Source organism: Pseudooceanicola nanhaiensis, from assembly GCF_020171315.1.
GTDB classification, from domain to species: Bacteria; Pseudomonadota; Alphaproteobacteria; order Rhodobacterales; family Rhodobacteraceae; genus Pseudooceanicola; species Pseudooceanicola nanhaiensis_A.
The window spans coordinates 80,308-98,752 of the sequence record NZ_JAIUZP010000011.1 but is presented as its reverse complement, the minus strand read 5'-3'; the positions used below and the strand labels follow the sequence as shown (position 1 = coordinate 98,752).

14 protein-coding genes are annotated in these 18,445 nt (G+C 69.1%); 8 read left to right on the top strand and 6 right to left on the bottom strand.

Annotated elements, in window-relative coordinates; all coding sequences use genetic code 11:
• Window positions 1-280: 280 nt before the first annotated feature.
• Window positions 281-2,572, bottom strand: coding sequence for an NADP-dependent malic enzyme (locus LCM32_RS17975; protein WP_224822476.1), 2,292 nt, complete (start codon window positions 2,570-2,572; stop codon window positions 281-283).
• A 286-nt stretch (window positions 2,573-2,858) separates the two neighbouring features.
• On the opposite strand from LCM32_RS17975, the gene LCM32_RS17970 reads away from it, so the two are divergent.
• The 6 genes from LCM32_RS17970 to LCM32_RS17945 all read left to right on the top strand — a co-directional run bounded on the left by LCM32_RS17970 (window position 2,859) and on the right by LCM32_RS17945 (window position 9,087).
• Window positions 2,859-3,251 carry a cytidine deaminase gene (locus tag LCM32_RS17970; protein ID WP_224822475.1) on the top strand — a complete coding sequence of 131 codons (393 nt, stop codon included), beginning with the start codon at window positions 2,859-2,861 and terminating at the stop codon, window positions 3,249-3,251.
• Between the two features lie 4 nt (window positions 3,252-3,255).
• Entirely contained in the window at window positions 3,256-4,560 is a 1,305-nt protein-coding gene (locus tag LCM32_RS17965) for a thymidine phosphorylase (protein ID WP_224822474.1), read from the top strand.
• A complete protein-coding gene (locus LCM32_RS17960; protein WP_224822473.1) occupies window positions 4,560-5,771 on the top strand; it encodes a phosphopentomutase in 1,212 nt (403 codons plus the stop codon). Before LCM32_RS17965 ends, LCM32_RS17960 begins: the two co-directional genes overlap by 1 nt.
• Before the next feature lie 56 nt (window positions 5,772-5,827).
• Window positions 5,828-6,808 carry an adenosine deaminase gene (locus LCM32_RS17955; RefSeq protein ID WP_224822472.1) on the top strand — a complete coding sequence of 327 codons (981 nt, stop codon included), beginning with the start codon at window positions 5,828-5,830 and terminating at the stop codon, window positions 6,806-6,808.
• Window positions 6,805-7,437 carry a uracil phosphoribosyltransferase gene (gene upp, locus LCM32_RS17950; protein ID WP_224822471.1) on the top strand — a complete coding sequence of 211 codons (633 nt, stop codon included), beginning with the start codon at window positions 6,805-6,807 and terminating at the stop codon, window positions 7,435-7,437. The genes LCM32_RS17955 and upp overlap by 4 nt, the downstream gene beginning before the upstream one ends.
• Window positions 7,438-7,515: 78 nt before the next feature.
• Window positions 7,516-9,087, top strand: coding sequence for an SPOR domain-containing protein (locus LCM32_RS17945; protein ID WP_224822470.1), 1,572 nt, complete (start codon window positions 7,516-7,518; stop codon window positions 9,085-9,087).
• 93 nt (window positions 9,088-9,180) lie between these two features.
• Here the strand turns inward: LCM32_RS17945 and LCM32_RS17940 are convergent, their stop codons facing one another.
• The 4 genes from LCM32_RS17940 to LCM32_RS17925 all read right to left on the bottom strand — a co-directional run bounded on the left by LCM32_RS17940 (window position 9,181) and on the right by LCM32_RS17925 (window position 13,717).
• The gene (locus LCM32_RS17940) at window positions 9,181-10,206 is read right to left on the bottom strand and encodes a hypothetical protein (protein WP_224822469.1); all 1,026 of its coding nucleotides are present in this window, start codon (window positions 10,204-10,206) and stop codon (window positions 9,181-9,183) included.
• Between the two features lie 300 nt (window positions 10,207-10,506).
• Entirely contained in the window at window positions 10,507-10,872 is a 366-nt protein-coding gene (locus tag LCM32_RS17935; protein WP_224822468.1) for a DUF779 domain-containing protein, read from the bottom strand.
• 281 nt (window positions 10,873-11,153) lie between these two features.
• Window positions 11,154-12,677 carry an aldehyde dehydrogenase gene (gene adh, locus LCM32_RS17930; protein WP_224822467.1) on the bottom strand — a complete coding sequence of 508 codons (1,524 nt, stop codon included), beginning with the start codon at window positions 12,675-12,677 and terminating at the stop codon, window positions 11,154-11,156.
• Between the two features lie 179 nt (window positions 12,678-12,856).
• A complete protein-coding gene (locus LCM32_RS17925) occupies window positions 12,857-13,717 on the bottom strand; it encodes a GAF domain-containing protein (RefSeq protein ID WP_412070696.1) in 861 nt (286 codons plus the stop codon).
• Between the two features lie 481 nt (window positions 13,718-14,198).
• Between LCM32_RS17925 and LCM32_RS17920 the strand changes: the two genes are divergently transcribed.
• Window positions 14,199-15,578: a hypothetical protein gene (locus LCM32_RS17920; RefSeq protein WP_224822465.1), complete on the top strand. Its 1,380-nt coding sequence runs from the start codon at window positions 14,199-14,201 to the stop codon at window positions 15,576-15,578.
• Window positions 15,575-16,309, top strand: coding sequence for a hypothetical protein (locus LCM32_RS17915; protein ID WP_224822464.1), 735 nt, complete (start codon window positions 15,575-15,577; stop codon window positions 16,307-16,309). Before LCM32_RS17920 ends, LCM32_RS17915 begins: the two co-directional genes overlap by 4 nt.
• A gap of 120 nt (window positions 16,310-16,429) precedes the next feature.
• On the opposite strand, the gene LCM32_RS17910 is transcribed toward LCM32_RS17915, so the two are convergent.
• The gene (locus tag LCM32_RS17910; protein WP_224822463.1) at window positions 16,430-18,295 is read right to left on the bottom strand and encodes an ABC transporter ATP-binding protein; all 1,866 of its coding nucleotides are present in this window, start codon (window positions 18,293-18,295) and stop codon (window positions 16,430-16,432) included.
• Window positions 18,296-18,445: the final 150 nt, after the last annotated feature.

Genomic DNA, 18,445 nt, shown 5'->3' with positions numbered 1-18,445 from the left:
CGCAGGACGCCACACGCGAGGGGGAAGGGGGCGGGCTGATCTCACGGAGAGAGGGGGCGCCCGCCCCGGTCTCATCCCCGGGCGGGTTGAATGGGCAGAGGCACCATCCCTGCGCGCCTAAGAATTTTAAGAAAAATTCTTAGGAAAATTCTTTCTCAAGAATTTTCACCGCCCCCCGGCAAGGGAGCGGTGATCTCTGACGGGATCGCCGCCCGCCGCCACGCTGCCCGGAATTTTCAAAAATTCCGGACCGTTTTCTGCGCAGAAAATGGCGACAGCCTCAGCCGTAGTGCGCCACCGGCGTGCCGGCGATGGCCGACATGTTGAGCAGCCCGCGCGAGGTGATGGCGTTGGTCACGATATGGGCGCGGTTGCCCATGCCCATGAGGATCGGGCCGACTTCCAGACCGCCGCCCTTCATTTTCAGGATGTTGCGCACACCCGACGCGGCATCGGCCTGGGCAAAGACCAGCACGTTGGCCGCGCCCTTCATCCGGTTGCCGGGCAGCACGGTCTCGCGCAGGGCAGCGTCCAGCGCCGTGTCCACGTTCATCTCGCCCTCATAGCAGAAATCGCGCGGCTCGGCGTCGAGGATCTCGATCGCGCCGCGCAGGCGGCGGGCGGTGTCGGTGTCCTGGTTGCCGAACTGCGACCGGCCGCAGAGCGCGATATTGGGCGTGATCCCGAAGCGCTTCACGTGGCGCGCGGCCCCGATCACCACCTCGGCCAGCTCGGCGGAGGTGGGCACGGCATGGACATGGGTGTCCGCGAGGAACAGCGGGCCATCCTCGAGGATCATCAGCGAGAGCGCCCCCACCGGGTGCAGGTCGCCGCCTGCCTTCTGGGTGCCGAGAATCTCGGTCACGTACTTCAGGTGCCAGCGGTATTCGCCGAAGGTGCCGCAGATCAGGCTGTCGGCCTCGTCGCGGTGCACCATGACGGCGCCGATCGCAGTGGTGTTCGTCCGCATCACGGCTTTGGCCAGATCCGGCGTCACGCCGCGCCGCGCCATGATCTCGTGGTAGGTGCCCCAGTAGTCGCGATAGCGCGGGTCGTTCTCGGGGTTGACCACGTGGAAGTCGCGGCCCGGACGGATCTTGAGCCCGGCGCGTTCACAACGCGCCTCCAGCACGTCGGGGCGGCCGATGAGGATCGGCTGCTCGGTGGTTTCTTCCAGCATGGCCTGCGCGGCGCGCAGCACGCGTTCGTCCTCGCCCTCGGCAAAGACGATCCGCCGCGAGGTGGAGGAGGCGGCCTCGAAGACCGGGCGCATCAGCAGGGCCGACTTGAAGACCGAGGAGTTCAGCTTGGCCTTGTAGGCCGCGATATCCTCCAGCGGGCGCGTGGCCACGCCGCTTTCCATCGCCGCCTTGGCCACGGCGACCGAGACGATGCCCGAGAGCCGCGGGTCGAAGGGCTTGGGAATCAGGTAGTCCGCGCCAAAGGTCAGCTGTTCGCCTTGGTAGGCCGCCGCCGCCTCGGCCGAGGTCGTCTCGCGCGCCAGCTGGGCGATGCCCTCGATGCAGGCGATCTGCATGGCGTCGTTGATCTCGGTCGCGCCCACGTCCAGCGCGCCCCGGAAGATGAAGGGGAAGCAGAGAACGTTGTTCACCTGGTTCGGGAAGTCCGACCGCCCGGTGGCGATGATCGCATCGGGCGCGACCTCGCGGGCCATCTCGGGCATGATCTCGGGCGTGGGGTTGGCGAGCGCGAAGATGATCGGCCGCTTGGCCATCTTCGCCACCATCTCGGGCTTCAGCACATTCGGGCCGGAGAGTCCGAGGAACAGGTCCGCGCCGTCGATCACCTCGTCCAGCGTGCGTTTGTCAGAGGCCTGCGCATAGAAGGCCTTCTGCGGGTTCATGTCCTCTTCGCGGCCCTCGTAGACGAGGCCGTGAATGTCGCAGAGCCAGACATTCTCGCGTTTCACGCCCAGCTTGAGCAGCATGTTGAGGCAGGCGATGCCCGCCGCGCCGCCGCCGGTCGAGACGATCTTGATGTCTTCGAAGTTCTTGCTCGCCACGCGCAGCGCGTTGGTGGCCGCGGCGCCCACGACAATCGCGGTGCCGTGCTGGTCATCATGGAAGACGGGGATGTTCATCCGCTCGCGGCACAGCTTCTCGACGATGAAGCAGTCGGGGGCCTTGATGTCCTCGAGGTTCACTGCCCCGAAGGTGGGGGCGAGGGCGCAGACGATGTCGGCCAGCTTCTCGGGGTCGGTCTCGTCCACCTCGATATCGAAGCAGTCGATGTTGGCGAATTTCTTGAAGAGCACCGCCTTGCCCTCCATCACCGGCTTGGAGGCCAGCGCGCCGATGTTGCCGAGGCCCAGAACGGCGGTCCCGTTCGAGATCACGGCGACGAGGTTGCCGCGCGCGGTATAGCGCGAGGCGTTGACCGCATCCTCCTTGATTTCAAGGCAGGCCTCGGCGACACCCGGCGAGTACGCCAGCGACAGGTCGCGGCCGTTGGCCAGCGGTTTGGTGGCGCGTACCTCCAGCTTCCCGGGCTTGGGAAACTCGTGGTAATTCAGGGCCGCCTGACGCAGGGTGTCTTTAGGGCCGGTGGACATGGTGCTCTCCCCTCGATCGGAATGGTTTAGCATTAAACCTTTTTTCGGGCGGGTGAAAGATGCCCTGCGCGCTGCAGGGCAGCATCCGCCGCCGGGCGCCGGTTTCCGCCACCCGTGCCGGAATGGGGCGGGCCTCTTCGGGGCGCGGCTGCCGGTTTCCCCGCCATACCCTGCCCGTGTTTACGTTCGGTGACAGGGCGCGGGCGCGCCCGCGCCGGGGTTTCACGCTTGCATTGGGGCGGCCGCGGCGGAAGGATGGACTCCCATTCCCTGACGGAGCTGTCCCATGGACCTGCGAGAGGCCGCCGAAAAGGTGCGTGAAAACGCCTATGTTCCCTATTCCAAGTTCAAGGTCGGCGCGGCGCTGCGCGGGGCCTCGGGCACGATCTACGTCGGCTGCAACGTCGAGAACGTGGCCTACCCGGAGGGCACCTGCGCCGAGGCAGGCGCCATCGCCGCCATGGTCGCCGCCGGCGAGACCGAGTTCACCGAGGCGCTGGTCATTGCCGACAGCCCCACGCCGGTGCCGCCCTGCGGCGGCTGCCGCCAGAAGCTGGTGGAATTCGGCAAGGCCGAGGTCAAGCTGACCATGTGCACCACCGACGGTGCCGAGACGGTCATGACGCTGGCCGAGGTGCTGCCGGGCCGCTTCGACGCCTCGCATATGGAGCGCACCTGACACCATGGACGCCCGCAGCCTGATCTCCGCCGTCCGTGATGGCCGCGCGCCGGGGCCCGAGGCCCTCGCATGGTTCGCCCGTGGCCTTGCCGACGGGGCGGTCAGCGATGCGCAGGCCGGGGCCTTTGCCATGGCGGTGCTGCTCAAGGGGCTGGGGGAGGAGAGCCGCGTGGCCTTGACGCTGGCGATGCGCGACAGCGGGCGGCGGCTCGACTGGGACCTGCCCGGGCCGGTGCTCGACAAGCATTCCACCGGCGGGGTGGGGGATTGCGTCAGCCTCGTGCTGGCCCCGGCGCTGGCGGCCTGCGGGGCCTATGTGCCGATGATCTCGGGCCGGGGGCTGGGCCATACCGGCGGCACGCTCGACAAGATGGAGGCGATTCCCGGCGTCGAGACGGCGCTCTCCGAGGCGCGGTTCCGCGACGTGGTCGCCCGTGCGGGCTGCGCCATCGTTTCGGCCTCCGCCGACGTGGCCCCGGCGGACAAGCGGCTCTACGCGATCCGCGACGTGACGGGCACGGTCGAGAGCCTCGACCTGATCACAGCCTCGATCCTGTCGAAGAAACTCGCCGCCGGGCTGGAGGGGCTGGTGCTGGATGTTAAGCTCGGCTCCGGCGCCTTCATGAAGACCGAAGCGGAGGCGCGGGCGCTGGCCGAGGCGCTGGTTTCCACCGCCAATGCCGCCGGGTGCCCGACCTGTGCGGTGCTCTCTGACATGAACCAACCGCTGGCGCCTGCGCTCGGCAATGCGCTGGAGGTCCGCGAGGCGCTGCGCGTGCTGACCCGGCAGGTCGGCGGCCCGCTGGCGGAGTTGACCGTAACCCTCGGCGGGGCGCTTCTGGCGCAGGGCGGGCTGGCCGCGGATACGACGGCGGCCGAGGCAAAGCTGCGCGAGGCGCTGGAAAGCGGGGCCGCTGCCGATCACTTCGGCCGCATGGTCGCCGCCATGGGCGGGCCGGTGCAGTTCATCGAGCAATATGACCGCTTCCTGCCCGAGGCCAACGTGATCCGCGAGGTGCCCGCGCCTGCCTCCGGCATCGTGAGTGCCATGGACGGCGAGGCGCTGGGGCTGGCCGTGGTCGCGCTTGGCGGGGGGCGTCAGGTGGAAAGCGACCGCATCGACCCGGCGGTGGGCATCGCCGATATCCTGCCGCTCGGCACCGCGGTCGCGAAGGGCGAGGCCATCGCCCGCATCCACGCCAGCCGCACCGACGCCGCCGATGCCGCCGTGCGCGCCGTGCAGGCCGCCGTCACCCTCGGCCCGGGGCCGGTGACCCCGCCGCCGCTTGTCCTTGGGAGGATCGGCTGATGTCGCGCGCCTTTCTTGCCGTGATCGACAGCGTCGGCTGTGGCGGCGCCCCCGACGCCGACCGCTTTTTCAATGACGCCCTGCCGGACACCGGCGCCAACACGCTGGCCCATATCGCGCAGGCCTGTGCCGCGGGCCGGGCCGAGGAGGGCCGCAGCGGGCCGCTGAAGGTGCCGCACATGGATGCCATGGGCCTTGGCGCCGCGATCCGCCTGGCCTCGGGCGCGCTGACGCCGGGGCTGGCGGCAGAGCCCACGGGCCTCTGGGCCGTCGCGCAGGAGGAAAGCCGCGGCAAGGACACGCCCTCGGGCCACTGGGAACTGGCAGGCGTGCCGGTGCCCTGGGACTGGGGCTATTTCACCGACAAGGAAAACTCCTTCCCGCCTGATCTGATCGCCGAGGTCTGCCGCGCGGCGGGGACCAAGGGCATCCTCGGCAATTGCCATGCCTCGGGGACCGAGATCATCAACCGGCTGGGGGCGGAGCACATGCAGAGCGGCTGGCCGATCTGCTACACCTCCGCCGACAGCGTGTTCCAGATCGCGGCGCATGAGGAGAGCTTTGGCCTCGAGGCTTTGCTGGATCTTTGCAAAGCGGTGGCCCCCACTTTGCATAAGATGAAGATCGGCCGGGTCATCGCGCGCCCCTTCGTGGGCAGCGTCGCGGCGGGCTTTACCCGCACCGGCAACCGGCATGACTATGCCGTGGCCCCGCCCGCGCCCACGCTCTGCGACTGGGTGCAGGTGGCGGGCGGCAAGGTCCACGCGGTGGGCAAGATCGGCGACATCTTCTCGATGCAGGGCATCGACGACGTGGCCAAGGGCACGGATGCCCAGCTGATGACCGCGCTGGAGGGGCTGATCGACACGGCAGAGGAGGGGAGCCTGACGTTCGCCAATTTCGTCGAGTTCGACAGCCTCTATGGCCACCGCCGCGACGTTTCGGGCTATGCCCGCGCGCTGGAATGGTTCGACGCAGGCGTGGGCCGGATGCTGGACAAGCTGCGCCCGGGTGACCTGCTGGTGATCACCGCCGACCATGGCAACGATCCCACCTGGCCCGGCACCGACCACACCCGTGAGCGGGTGCCGGTGCTGGTGGCAGGCGCCGCGCCGGGCAGCCCCGGCATCGTCGCCTTTGCCGACGTGGCGGCCAGCATCGCGGCGCATCTTGGCGTTGCGGCAGAGGGACCGGGGAGGCGTTTCCTGTGAGCGCGCGCCGGGGTATGAGCCGTGCGGAACGGGAGCGGGAGGAAGAAGGTCCAGCGATGAAAGAACTGCCCAAGGTCGAACTGCACCTGCACCTCGAAGGCGCCGCCCCGCCGGAGCTGATCCGCCGCATGGGGCAGGAGAAATCCATCAACCTCACCGGCGTCTTTGCTGAGGACGGCACCTACAAGTACACCGACTTCGTGCATTTCCTCGAGGTCTACGAAGCCGCGACGCAGGTCCTCAAGACGCCCGACGATTATGCCCGGCTGACCCGCGCGGTGCTGGAAGAGAGCGCCGAACAGGGCGTCGTCTATTGCGAGACGTTCCTGTCGCCCGATTTCTGCGGTGGCAGCGACGTGGGCGCGTGGCGCGAATACCTGCACGCGATGCAGGAGGCCGCCGACCGGGCGGAGCGCGACCTCGGCATCACCCTGCGCGGGATCGTCACCTGCATCCGCCACTTCGGCCCCGAGAAGGCCAAGGCCTCGGCGCTCTGTGCGGCCGAGACGGCGGGCGACTGGCTCGTGGGCTTCGGCATCGCGGGGGATGAGAACAAGGGTCGGCCGGGCGATTTCGCCTACAGCTTCGACATGGCGCGCGAGGCCGGGCTGCGGCTGACCGCCCATGCGGGCGAATGGGGCGGGCCGCAATCGGTGCGCGAGGCCCTGCGCGACCTGAAGGTCGAACGCATCGGCCACGGCGTGCGGGCCATCGAGGACCTCGCGCTGGTGGATGAGCTGGCAGAGAACGGCGTGGTGCTGGAGGTCTGCCCCGGCTCCAACGTGACGCTGGGGGTCTATTCGAAATGGTCGGCCCATCCCATCGAACGCTTGCGCGAACGCGGCGTGAAAGTCACCGTATCCACCGATGACCCGCCCTTCTTCCACACCACGATGAGCCGCGAATACGAGGCGCTCAACCGCACCTTCGGCTGGGACGAGGAGATCTTTGACCAGATCGCCCGGACCTCCCTCGACGCGGCCTTCTGTGACGAGGCCACCAAGACACGTATCGCCAAGCGACTGGAGACATCATGACCGAGCATCTGACCATCGTGAAACACCCCCTCGTGCAGCACAAGCTGACGATCATGCGCCAGAAGGAGACCTCGACCGCCTCCTTCCGCCGCCTGCTGCGCGAGATCAGCCAACTGCTCGCCTATGAAGTCACCAGCGAACTGCCGATGACCACCAAGACCATCGAAACGCCCATGTGCGAGATGGAGGCCCCCACGCTGGACGGCAAGAAGCTGGCGCTGATCTCGATCCTGCGGGCCGGCAATGGCCTGATGGACGGCGTGCTGGAACTGATCCCGGCGGCGCGGGTCGGCTTCGTCGGCCTCTACCGGGACGAGAAGACGCTGCAACCGATCCAGTATTACTTCAAGGTGCCGGAATCGCTGGACGATCGCCTTGTCATCGCCGTCGATCCGATGCTGGCCACGGGCAATTCCTCCGTCGCGGCCATCGACCTGCTGAAGGAGGCCGGGGCCACCAACATCCGCTTCCTCTGCCTGCTGGCCGCCCCCGAGGGCGTGGCCCGCATGAAGGAAGCCCACCCCGATGTGCCCATCGTCACGGCGGCGCTGGACGAAAAACTGAACGAGCACGGATACATCGTCCCGGGGCTAGGGGATGCGGGCGACCGCATGTTCGGCACAAAATAAGGGTCACCCCCCGGAGCGGCCGCTTTACTCGCGGCCGCAACTCGGGCAGAGTTCGGCGTAACCTGTGGGGGGTTATTGATGCTGAACAAAGTCTTTACCACCGCCGCCCTCGCGGCGCTTCTCGGGACGGGTGCTGCCACTGCCCAATCCCTGACCACGAACCTCGCGCCGGCGGAATATCCGCCGTCGAGTTTTTCGGGCAACCAGTATGTCGACAGCGAAGGCTGCGTCTTCATCCGTGCCGGGATCGACGGGGCGGTGACATGGGTGCCGCGCATGGCGCGCAACCGCGAACAGGTCTGCGGGTTCAAGCCTTCGTTGGGTGACACCGCCAGCCAGACCGCCATGGCGCCCGCCATGTCGACTGAAAAGGCCGTCACCATCGAGGCCGCCGCGCCGGAAAACGCGGCCCCTGCGCCGGTCGCCGTGCAGCAGCCGCAGGTCGTTGCAGCCCCTGCGCCGCGCAGCGTGCGCCCGGCGCCCGCGGCCCCGGTTGCCAGTGCCGCGCCGGTCGTCATGGCCCCCGCTGCCGCGCCGGTCCGCACGGCCAGCGCTGCCCCGGTCACCACCGTGCAACGCGCAAGTCCTTCTCCGGCGCCCGGGCCCACCGTCTTTGCCGGGCCCAACGACACGCCTGCGCCGCTGGCCGCGCCCATGCGTACGACCGGTCTGGCCGTGCCCGTGACGGCGGCGCCTGCGCCTGTCTACCGCACCGGCACCGTGGCACCGAAAGCCCCGCAGGTGGCCTACAGCGGGCCCGCCCCGAACCCGCCCACGCGCTACGTGGTGCGCACCCCGCAGGCCGCCCCCGCAACCGTTCCCGCGCCCACGACCTATGCCGCGCCCAGCGTTGCGCCCAAGGCCGCGCAGGTGACCTATACCGGCCGCGTGCCGGCGGCGACGGTCGTGGCCAACAGTGCCCCGCGCACCGTGACCACTTCGGCCAATACGCAGGGCACCGTGCTCTACAGCCGGACCGGCGTGCCCTCCGGCGCTGTGCCGGGGCGTGTCGTGGTGCGCGGCGAGGTCGGGCCCTACGTCCGCGTCGTTCCGCGCCACGTTTACGAGGAACGCGCCAACGCGGTGCAGGGCATGTCGACGCCCAAGGGCTACCGCGCGGCCTGGGACGATGACCGGCTGAACAAGCACCGGGCCGAGATGACCTTCAACGGGATTGCGCAGACCGATCTGATCTGGACGCGCGATCTGCCCCGCCGCCTGATCCACCGGCCCACCGGGCGCGATGTCACGGCGCAGTATCCGGGCCTCGCCTATCCCTACACCAGCATGGAACAGCAGAGCCGGGCGGCCTATCTCTCGACCTCGGGCGCGACGGTGAAGGCGGCGCCGGTCACGGCACAGCCGGTGCGCCGGACGGTGCAGACCCAGCCCGCCGCAGCCGCGGTGGCCACGGCCCCCGCCGCCCATCGCTACGTGCAGGTCGGGACCTTCGGCCAGCCCGCCAATGCCAGCCGCAGCGTAGCGCGGTTGCAGTCCCTCGGGCTGCCGGTGCGCACCGCGGGCTATACCAAGGGCGGCCGGAGCTACCAGATCGTGCTGGCCGGGCCCTTCGCCTCGCAGGGGCAGCTGACCTCGGCGCTGCAAAGCGCGCGTCGGGCGGGCTTCTCGGATGCCTTCACCCGCCGCTGAGGCCGGGGCGCAGACGGCGCGCTGACCTGACACACGAACGCCGCCCTCCGGGGCGGCGTTTTCGTTTGTGCAGGGAGAGGGCAGGGGCCTGTGTCAGGCGCCGCAGATCGCCTGAAGCCGCAGCCAGTCCGCATCGGGCAGCACCGGGTCGGGCGCGCCTGCGGGGAAGGGATCGGCCTCGATCAGGTGCAGGGTCTTCTCGCCGGTCACATCCAGCGCATAGGCATAGGGGGCGGCCGCCACGCCCCATGCGGTGAAACCCGCCAGAAGCACATCGTCGCTCAGCGGATGGGGCGCGGTGGTCAGCAGATGCTCGGCGTATTTCTCAAGCCGTCCGTCGCCCACCTTGCCGCGCAGCAGCAGGTTGAAGGAGGCGAGCGGCCCGGCATAGTCGAGCAGGTCGCGCAGCGGATCATGGGACCGGGCGCGCAGATGTTCGGCGATGACATAGCCCGCGGCCACGTCGGGCTCTTCGTAGTCCTCGATCACCGAGCGGTTCAGCAGGATGATGTTGCCCGGCAGGTGGGTCGCATCGGGGATGCCCTGCCGCAGGACGACAAGCTGCGGTGCGCCATCGCGCCCGGGCAGGCGGGCCGCCATCTTGGCCAGCGCCTGGGGCCCCTGGCCGTCGCCGCAGGGCGGGCCGGACACGCGCTGGATCGCCGCCAGCAGGTTGCGCCCGACCGTGTCGCGCTTCACCTGCGGCACGACCGACAGCGCATGCTCCTTCACCGCCCCCGGCAGCCAGAACACCCCGAGCGCGACGACAGCCACCGCCGTGGCCCCGGCCATCACCGCGCGCAGCCGCCCCGGCTTGGGACGCCGACGCTCGATCGCCTGCCGGACGGTCTCGATCGCCTCGATCATGTCGGCCTCGCCCTCGGCCAGTTCGAGGGTCTCGCCGGGATCGCCGTCGGGGTGGTAGATCGCGGGCAGCTTGCCCGGGTTGGCGCGCACGACGGCGGGCAGGGACCAATGGGTCAGGGCCTGATCGCGCATGTCGGTGATCACCAGCGTCGCATCGCCAATCGACACGATCACATCCCGGCGCTGCGCCTCGGGGCCGTCGCGCCACAGGCCGGAGGCTTCCAGCCGCTGGTATTGGTTAAGCGCCGTCATGGGTGGGGCCCGTATCCGCCTGGCTTTGCGGCCGTCAGCTGTGGCCTGCTCTTTGGTGTTTTGCGGAGACAGTAACACGGTCCGCGCGGGGCGTACAATCGGGGAAGCAGGCCGCGGATGGGGCGGTTTGGGGCAGGGCGGTTTCGGGCTGAGTGGTTTGTGGCAGGCGGGAGCTGGGTTAGGGCCCGCCGCACCGCAGGCCGGGTCAGGACCGGGAGCGCGGCGCCTTTTCCCGTCAGGAGGACTCTGGAAAAGACGCCGCGCCGGTCGTCGGCCCGGAGGAGGGAGATGTGAGCTGGGTTAAGCCTTGGTCAGGGCTGCCAACTCATCCGGACCGAACACGCGGGACCTGGTCAGGAACCTCTGACCGCGGTTGTTGTCGAGGCTGAAGACCCCACCGCGCCCGGGGGCAGCGTCGAGGATCAGCTGGGTGTGTTTCCAGACCTCGAACTGAGGCCCGGAGATATAGACCGGCACACCGGCGATCCGGCCCAGCAGCACATCGCTGGCGCCGGGCCGGAACTCGCCGGCCGGAAAGCACATCGGCGCCGATCCGTCACAGCAGCCGCCCGACTGGTGAAACAGGATCTCGCCATGCTCGGCCTCAATCTCGGCGATGAGACGCAGGGCCGCCTCGGTGGCGGTGACGCGCTCTGGCTCTGACATCGGGGCTCTCCGGTTGCGGGACGTGAGTGGTGTCGTTGAGAAAAGTTGCCGTGACCTTGCGGGACGGCGTTTCGTGAAATGGCGCCCCTCCGGTGCACCGGAGGGGCTGGGCCGTCCGCGCCGCGCCGCCTGCCGGGTCCCGGGGTCAGCGACCGGGGAGGAGGACAGGTCCGGCAGGCAGGCACCGCCCCCGCGCCGGGAGGGACGCAAGGGGCGGGCGGCAGGGTGGCCGGTGTAAAGGGACGGGGCCGGGGGGCGGCCCCGCCATCAGGCGGCCGGGCTCAGAAGAAGCCCAGCTTGTTCGGGTTGTAGGAGACCAGCATGTTCTTGGTCTGCTGGTAGTGATCCAGCATCATCTTGTGGGTCTCCCGCCCGATCCCGGACTGCTTGTACCCGCCGAAGGCCGCATGGGCCGGGTAGGCGTGGTAGTTGTTCACCCAGACGCGCCCGGCCTGAATGGCGCGGCCGAAGCGGTAGCAGGTGTTCATGTCGCGCGACCAGACACCGGCGCCGAGGCCGTAGAGCGTGTCATTGGCGATGGCGAGCGCCTCGTCCTCGTCCTTGAAGGTCGTGACCGAGACGACGGGCCCGAAGATTTCCTCCTGGAAGACGCGCATCTTGTTGTGGCCGCGCAGGATCGTCGGCTGCACGTAGTAGCCGCCCGCGAGGTCGCCGCCGAGGTCCGCCGCCGCGCCGCCGGTCAGCACTTCCGCGCCTTCCTGACGCCCGATGTCGAGGTAGGAGAGGATCTTCTGCTGCTGCTCTTCCGAGGCCTGCGCGCCCATCATCGTCTCGGCCACCCGCGGGTCGCCCATCTTGATGGCATTGGTGCGCGCAACGGCCCGCTCCATGAAGCGGTCGTAGATCGATTCGTGGATCAGCGCGCGGGACGGGCAGGTGCAGACCTCGCCCTGGTTCAGCGCGAAGAGCACGAAGCCCTCGATCGCCTTGTCGAAGAAGGCGTCATCCTCGTTGGCCACGTCCTTGTGGAAGATGTTGGGCGACTTGCCCCCCAGTTCCAGCGTGACCGGGATCAGGTTCTCGGTCGCGTATTGCATGATCAGGCGGCCGGTCGAGGTTTCGCCGGTGAAGGCGATCTTGGCGATGCGTGGGCTCTGCGCCAGCGGCTTGCCTGCCTCCAGCCCGAAGCCGTTCACGATGTTCAGCACGCCTGCGGGCAGGATGTCGGCCACCAGTTCGGCAAAGACCATGATCGTGGCGGGCGTCTGCTCGGCCGGTTTCAGCACGATGCAGTTGCCGGCGGCAAGCGCCGGGGCCATCTTCCATGCGGCCATCAGCAGCGGGAAGTTCCACGGGATGATCTGGCCGACCACGCCGAGCGGCTCATGGTAGTGGTAGGCGACGGTGTCGGCGTCGATCTCCGACATGGTGCCTTCCTGTCCGCGCAGGACACCGGCGAAGTAGCGGAAGTGGTCGACGGCCAGCGGCAGGTCGGCGGCCATCGTCTCGCGGATTGCCTTGCCGTTGTCCCAGGTCTCGCAGGTGGCGAGAAGTTCGAGGTTGGCCTCCAGGCGGTCCGCGATCTGCAGCAGGACGGCGGCGCGGGCGGCGGGGGCGGTAGCACCCCATGCGTCCTTGGCGGCATGGGCCGCGTCGAGGGCGAGGTTGATGTCATCCGCGTCGGAGCGGGCGATCTCGCAAATCTTGGCGCCGGTGATCGGCGTGGTGTTGTCGAAGTAGCGCCCGGCTTTCGGGGCAACGAACTTGCCGCCGATGAAGTTGTCATAGCGCTGCTTGAAGGGCGAGGCGAACTGCGTGCCTGCGGTCTGCGTCATCTCGTTCATGGTCTTCCTCCCAAATGACGAGGTCCGGACGCTGTGTCCGGAACACGTAAAGAGGATGACGCGGCTGTCTTAAGAGATCACTACACCCAAACCGGGAGTATCTCGCCCCTGTCTCAGCGGTGAGACACTTTTGGCGGCTTCGATGCGGGTCTGGCGGGGCGGGCGGCGGTTCGGGCCGCTCAGCCCTCGCCGATGCCGAGGCGGTTCATGCGGCGATAGAGCGTGGCGCGCCCCATGCCAAGCGCCCGCGCGGCAGCCGAGACATTGCCATCGGCCCGGGCGAGCGCCCGCACAATGGCGGCCCGTTCGGCCCGGTCGAGGCCGGTCTCCGCGCCGTCGCGGCCCAGCAGGTCAGAGGCAGGGCGGGGCTTGATCCGCCCCTCGGCGTCCAGCCCGAACGCGCGGCGCGCCTCGCGCGTGGCCCCGATGACGAGGTCGTCCTTGTCCACCGCCAGCAGGGCGGCGCCCTCCGCGCTTTCCCCCTCGGCCGCGACGATGCGGGCCCGCGGGAAGGCCGCGCGGAAGAAATCGCCTTCGATCTGGCGGGCGGTCTGGGCGACGGTGGCCGCGATCAGCCGGTTGAACCCCTCCGTCTGGTCGGCCCGGGCCGAGGAGACATCGAGCGCGGCCAGCAGCCGCCCGTCGGGCCCGTGGATCGGCGCGTCGAGGCAGGACATCGCGGTGTTGCGGGCATAGAAATGATCTTCGCGGTGGATGACCACCTGCCGCCGCTCGGCAAGGCAGGTCCCGATCCCGTTGGTGCCTTCCGCGGCCTCGCTCCAGTCGGCGCCTTCCCAGAGGCCCCATTCGCGGAACACCGGGGCATCGGCCTCGCGGCAGCGGGTTTCCAGCACGACGCCCTGCGCATCCGTCAGCAGCACGCCGCAGCCCGATCCGCCGACAAGCTGGAACAGCTGATCCAGACGCGGGGTGGCGAGTTGCAGGAAATCTCCGAGCGCCGCACGCCGGTCCCCCAGCGAGGTCGCCTCCACCCGTCCGGGGGCGCGGCGTTCCCCGGGGTCGAGCCCGTGTTTCTCCAGCGAGCGCCGCCAGGAGGCGGCCAGCCGCGAGCGGGCCGCGGCAGATTTCGACTGCGCGGTCTCGTAAACCCGGTCGATATGCCGGCCGGTCTGGGCACCAAATTGCACGGGCGTCCTCCTCCGCGTCAGGGCGTCATGCTCTCGCCTCTTAAGTCCTGCCGACATGGCGCCGGGGACTTCGGAGACCTGTCCCCGCTCCTCCAGCAGGGTAAGGGCGATGCTAGTCCCGGCGCTTCCGTCTGGCAAGCGGGCCATCCTGCACCGCGGCGCAGCGGCGGGACCGGGCCGGTGCGCCGCGCAAGCCCCTGACTTCGCGGGGCTCTCTGCCGTGGTGTGACCCTGTCGTGCCCCCGCGGCATGCCGTCGAGGCAGGGCGGGGCCTGTCACAAGGGCATGAACATACCGTGAATATGTCCTGTGACACTGGTGCTGGGGGCCGTACCCCCTATTTTTCTAGCTTTCAGGCCACCCGGGGGGACCTATGACCAATACGAGCGACCGCGGCGCCCGCATGGCGCGCGAACTGGAGGGCCACCTTGGCTGGCTCGACAGCTTTACCGGGGCCGCGCTGGGCGTCCTCTCGGTGGCATCGGGCATCTACACCTACCTCGGTGTCTCCTCGCTGCTGGATGGGGACGGGGCGATGACGGCCTTTGCGGCGATCGCCTATTCCATCGCGGTCTCCACCGGCATCTTCGTCTTCTGGTCCTACATGATGCGGCTCTTCCCGGCGATGCGCACCGCGCGTTCGCGCATGGGGCTCTTGGGCGCCATGGGGCTGGGCAGCCTCGCCATCGTCGCCATGTCGTCCTGGCTGAACGCGGCGGCGCTGGCGGGCGCGGCGGCGGTGGAGCAGCATCTGGCGGAGACGGTGCAGGACTATCAGGCCTCGCTGGAACGCGCCCACGAGATCGCGATTTCGGCGCAGGGGCTGGAGCGTGACGTGGCCCGGGTGCGGCAAAGCTTCGAGGACCTGTCCGAACAGGAAGCGGCGGGTACGCTGTCGGGCCTTGCCGGGCGGGGCGCGGTCTTCCGGGTGCTGCGGCAGAAATCGGCAGAGCTGACGGCGCTGGAAAGCCAGATCGCGGCGCAGGAACCTGCGATCAACAGCGCCTTCGTTGAGGGCAATGCGCTGCTGTCGCGGATGCGCGCGCTGACGGTGGAGCCGGGCCCGGTCGAGGCGCGCTCGGTCGAATTCTCGGAACAGGCGGTGCAGCTGGCGGGGATCATCACGCGGCTGCGGCAGCTTTCCGTGGCGCAGCTGGTGGAGCGTGCAGCGCAGGACCTCTCGGCCTCGGTGGTGCTGCCGGAGCTGGACGGGCGCACCGAGGCGAACCGCACTGACCAGTCGGCCACGATCACCTCGGTGCTGGAGGTGTTGGCGCAGCGGGCCGAGACCCTGCGCAGCGCGGCGGCAGAGGTGCTTGCCATGCCGCCGCCTGCCGAAACGACCTATACGCCGGTCTCTGCCGCCGATGCGGTGATCCTCTATGCGGGCAACTTCATTCCCAGCTGGGCCGGGGCCATCGCCATCGACTTGCTGCCCGCGGTGCTGGTGCTGATCGTGGCCATCACGCAGGGCGCCATCCGCCATGGCCGCGAGGGCGCACCGATCGAGGACACGATGACGATCGCGGAACTGCGTGCAGCGCTCCATGCGGCGCGTGACGTGGACCGGGCGTTTCTGGCGACCGAGGCGACCAGCGTTGGCAGGGGCGTGGCGCCGGTGGGGCCTGCCTCATCCGGGCACCGCGCAGACCAGACGGCGGAGGAGGCCCAGGCCCCGTCAGGGTCCGACACGGAGACCTCCAGCGAGCGGACGACCACGCCGCACGATCCCTCTGCCGGGGGCACGGCATGATCAGCGATCAGGAGAAGCTGCGCCCGATCCGCCGGATGCTGACCGGCGTGCTGGCGGTGCAGCTGGTGATCGCGGCCTTCCTCTTCCTCGGCGACGTGGGGCGCGATTTCGTCCTGCCGTCGCGCGGGCCCGCCGCGCCGGAGTTCGACCGGCCCACGCGGCCCGGCGACCAGACCCGCCGCTATGATCCGACCCTGCCCGCAGGCCCGGGTGTCGAGACCGGCCCGATGCCGGAGCGGCTGATCCTCGAACGGATCGACGACGACACCGCGCTGCTGACTGGCAAGATCGAACCGGGGGACGGGGCGCGGATCGCCAAGCAGATCGCGGCCTCCGAGGCAGGGACGATCCTGCTGCATTCGCCCGGCGGCTCGGTCCGCGACGCGATGGAGCTGGGCCGCGCCCTGCGGCAGGCGGGCAAGGCCACCGCGATGCGCGCAGGCGATGTCTGCCTCTCGGCCTGTCCCTACATCTTTGCGGCCGGGACCGAGCGGCAGGCAGAGCAGGGCGCCCGCATCGGCCTGCACCAGCATTACTATGGCGAGAATACCCTGCTGCCCGCCTTCCTCGCAGTGCAGGACATCCAGCGCGGGCAGGGCGAGGTGATGGAATACCTCGAGGAGATGGGCGTGGACCCGATGCTGATGGCCCCGGGCCTCGCGACCCCGCCGCAGTCGATCTACATCCTCAGCCGCGAAGAGATGGCGCGCTATGACCTCGTGACGTCCTGAGCGGCGGCCCGCAGCGGCCAAGCCCGCCTGTCGGGCGGCCCTCAAGACAAAGGCCCGCACGGATGGCGGGCCTTTGGGACAACGTTTCGCTGCGCGGGCGGGGGCGGCCCGCAGGGGGGCTCAGCCCTGACCGTGGGCGATGCCGCCGAACTGCTGGTCGAAGAGCGCCCGGAACGGGCCGGGCCGGTCGAGCAGGTCCTTCGGACTGCCGGATTGCACCACGCGGCCCGCGTCGATCACGTGGATCTGGTCCGCCTCCATCACGGTCGAGAGCCGGTGCGCGATCACGATCGTCGTCGTGTCCTTGCTGATCCGGGCGAGCGCCTCCTTGATCAACCGCTCCGAATTGGCGTCGAGCGCGCTGGTGGCCTCGTCCAGCAGCAGGATGCTGCCGCCGCGCAGGAAGGCCCGCGCGATCGCCAGCCGCTGACGCTGCCCGCCCGAGAGGAAGGCCCCGTTCTCGCCGACCTCGGTGTAGTAGCCCTGTGGCAGCGCGGTGATGAAGTCATGCGCGTTGGCCTCCTTCGCGGCGGCGATGACCTCGTCCTCGGTGGCGCCGGGGCGCGCGAGGCGGAGGTTGTTCATCACCGTGGTGGAGAAGAGGAAGGTATCCTGCCCGACGTAGGACAGCCGCTTGTGCAGCGACTTGGCCGTGACATCGCGCAGGTCCAGCCCATCGACGCTGACCACCCCTGCGGTGGGGTCGTAGAGCCGCATCAGCAGGTTCAGGATCGTCGACTTGCCGCTGCCCGAGGCGCCGACAAGCGCCGTGGTCTGGCCCGCCGGGAAGGTCAGGTCGATCCCGTTCAACACCGGCGTCTTGTCGCGGTAGCCGAAATGCACGTCCTTCATCTCCACCGCGCCGGGGCCTGCGGGCAGGGCGCGCTCGTCCTCCGGGTCCTCGACGGTCAGCGGCTGGTCGATCAGGTCGAACATCATCCGCAGCGGCACGATCAGGCCTTCGATCCGCACCCGCATCCGGGTCAGCCGCTTGGCCGGTTCATAGGCCATCAGCAGCGCGGTGATGAAGGACATCAGCTGCCCCGGCGTGGTCGGCTGGCCATCGACGAAGTCGATCGCGCTGATCAGCACCACGGCGGCGATGACGAGGCCCGAGAGCGTCTCGATCAGGGGCGAGGTGATGGCATTCAGCCGCGCCACGGCGTTGGAGCGCTTCTCCACCTGCCGGACGGCACCATCCATGTGGCGCGACATCTGCGGCTCCAGCCCGAAGAGCTTGATGATCTGGAAGCCCTTCGCCGTCTCCTGCGTCACCTTCACGATCTCTGTCAGCGAGGCGGTCTCCTTCTCGACGATGGTGCGCACCTTCTTGAGGATCGTCCGCACGCCGAGCAGGACGATGGGCCCGCCCACCATCGAGACGACGGTCAGCAGGGGTTGCTGCCAGAACATGACGAAGATCAGCCCGATCAGCGTCAGCAGGTCGCGCACGAAGGAGGTCACGACAAGGTCGATCATCTGTCGCGCGTTCTGCGCGCTGCGGGTCGTGTGCAGCAGCAGGTTGGAGGATTCGTTGACGTTGAAGAAGCTCACGCTCTGCGCCAGCAGCCGGTCGAAGAACTTCATCTGCAGCATGGCGACCAGCCGATTGCCCGCGCGGGTCATGAAGACCGTCTGCACGTAGGTCGCGATGCCCTTCACGGTAAAGATCGCGGCCACGGCCATTGCGACGTAGAACACCCGCCGCCGGTTGCCGCTGTCGCTCATGGCGTCGACGATGCCTTCCATCACCCAGGCCGTCAGGGCCGAGCCCGCGGCGGCCACGGCCATCGCGAGGATGGCAATCGCATAGGTGCTGGCCTGCGCCCTCAAACCGGTCAACACGAGCCGCCGCACGAAGCTCTTGTTGCGCTCTTCCTTGAGGCTGGCGCGCGCGGGCTTGGCCGCGGCGGCGTCGGGCTTGGGGGTCAGAACGGGATCGGGTGCGGGGCCGGCGGATGCGGCCCTGTCGGGTGTCTCAGTCATCTCTAGGTCGTCTCATTGCCCCGGGGAGGCGGGGCTGGGGATGGGGCGTGCGCTTCGGCCCGGGGGCCTCGGGGCGGTTGTCGGAACCGTCTCGCTGGCTGGCGTGCGGAGCGCTGGCGACGCAAGAAGGGGGCCTGCTACCTGTGGAGA